Source organism: Rickettsiales bacterium (assembly GCA_033762595.1).
Classification (GTDB): Bacteria; Pseudomonadota; Alphaproteobacteria; order Rickettsiales; family UBA8987; genus JANPLD01.
Genome location: JANRLM010000107.1, coordinates 1 through 1,873, shown reverse-complemented (window position 1 = coordinate 1,873; position 1,873 = coordinate 1). Strand labels below are relative to the sequence as shown.

3 protein-coding genes are annotated in these 1,873 nt (G+C 33.2%); all 3 read left to right on the top strand.

Annotation, left to right across the window (positions count from 1 at the left end; all coding sequences use genetic code 11):
* Positions 1-204 precede the first annotated feature (204 nt).
* The 3 genes from SFT90_07595 to SFT90_07585 are packed head-to-tail and all read left to right on the top strand — an operon-like array spanning position 205 to position 1,658.
* A complete protein-coding gene (locus SFT90_07595; GenBank protein MDX1950339.1) occupies positions 205-999 on the top strand; it encodes an NAD kinase in 795 nt (264 codons plus the stop codon).
* Between the two features lie 54 nt (positions 1,000-1,053).
* Positions 1,054-1,332, top strand: a complete 279-nt coding sequence (locus SFT90_07590; protein MDX1950338.1) for a type II toxin-antitoxin system RelE/ParE family toxin — start codon at positions 1,054-1,056, stop codon at positions 1,330-1,332.
* Between the two features lie 11 nt (positions 1,333-1,343).
* Complete coding sequence (locus tag SFT90_07585; protein MDX1950337.1) at positions 1,344-1,658, top strand: HigA family addiction module antitoxin; 315 nt, start codon at positions 1,344-1,346, stop codon at positions 1,656-1,658.
* Positions 1,659-1,873: the final 215 nt, after the last annotated feature.

Below are 1,873 nucleotides of genomic sequence, written 5' to 3'. Positions count from 1 at the left end.
ATTCATATTTCAAAAAATTTAACGAAGTTATATGCCAAAATTAATAGCAACCCGAGGGGAAATGGCTGATTTTGCTTATATACTTCAGAAATTTGTTCGCAAATATGAATAACTATTCGTCTCCAAATTTCTTTGCCTCTAAGCAAAATCAGACTCATTTCGCATTGTTATGAATAATTTGACGACACTATCTAATTAAAAACTATGAATCAAAAATATAAAAATTTTGGAATTGTAGCTGATAAAACTGATCACGCCCAGCAAACTAAGCGTGATCTCATTGAAAAATACAATTTTATTGATTTATCTGGCAATCCAAAATCAAAAGATATTGATGTTATAATTGCCGTTGGCGGTGATGGTTTTATGCTTGAAACGCTTCACTTGCACATTGATGATGGCATTCCAGTTTACGGCGTAAATCGTGGCTCTATCGGCTTTTTGCTGAATGAATATTCTGATAAAAACTTGCTAGAACGCATAAATGAGGCGGTTGATAGCCATATTCACCCGCTAGAAATGAAATGCACAACTATTGATGGGCAAACAATTTACGCCCTTGCAATCAATGAAGTTTCTTTACTCAGAACAACTGGTCAAGCTGCAAAAATCAAGATTAAAGTTGATGGAATTACTCATCTAGATGAACTAATTTCTGATGGAATATTGGTTGCAACTCCAGCTGGTTCTAGTGCTTATAACTATTCTAATGGCGGAATGATTTTGCCAATTGGCTCAAATCTTCTTTCAATTACGCCTATAAGCCCTTTCCGTCCAAGGCGTTGGCGTGGCGGTTTATTGCCAAATACAGCTCGCATTGAGTTTGAAATTCAAAAATTCTTGCGTCGCCCGGTAAAAGCAATGGCAGATAATTTTGAAGTTGAAGATGTCGCAAATGTAGTTGTTCGCCTTGATACCACCAGAACTATCCACCTTTTATTTGATAAAGGTCACACCTTAGAAGAACGAATTATTAGAGAAATCTTTGAAGTTTGTTGAATTTTTTATAATTTATCATTTCGCTTGACGGAATACCTTTAATGTAATATCATTATGATAGTATCTTTTAAGTGCAACTTAACTAAAAAATTATATTTAGATTCTCCTGTAAAGGAGTTCAAAAATTTTGAGTCTGTTACGAGAAGAAAATTATTTCAATTAGCAAATGCTTTTAATATCAATGATTTATCTTCGCCACCGGGAAATAGATTGGAAAAGCTCAAAGGCGATAGAAAAGATCAATACAGTATCAGAATAAATGATAAATATAGATTATGCTTCGAATGGAATAATGGAAATGCTGAAAATGTAGAAATTATAGATTATCATTAAAATCAATTATTATGAAAAAACTTAAACCAATACACCCGGGGGATATTTTATTTTATGAGTTTATGAAGCCTCTAAAAATCAGCCAAAATAAACTCGCAAGAGATATTGATGTTCCGCCTGCAAGAATAAACGCTATTCTAAAGCATACTAGAAGTGTTACCGCAGATACAGCCTTAAGGCTAGCGAGATACTTCAATACCTCACCTGAATTTTGGGTTAATATGCAATCTCACTATGACTTAAGGGTTGCTCAAAATGAGTATTCAAAAGAAATAGAAAAATCAGTTAGGTTAAACGCGGCTATTTTTTCGCCTTCATTTTCCTAATAGCTTGAAATTTTATATTTTTTGTTCTAGAATAGAAATATGAAGTATTTTTTATCAATTTTGCTAGTTTCTTTTATTTTGATGCCTTTTTCGGCGCTTTCAAACTCTTGTTGCTGTTCGGATAAACACTCCTCTGATGATTGCTCAACTTGCTTGGTTCACATTTGCAAATGTAGCTCAATGAAAATTAGTTTTGGCAATGTTTTTATAATTAA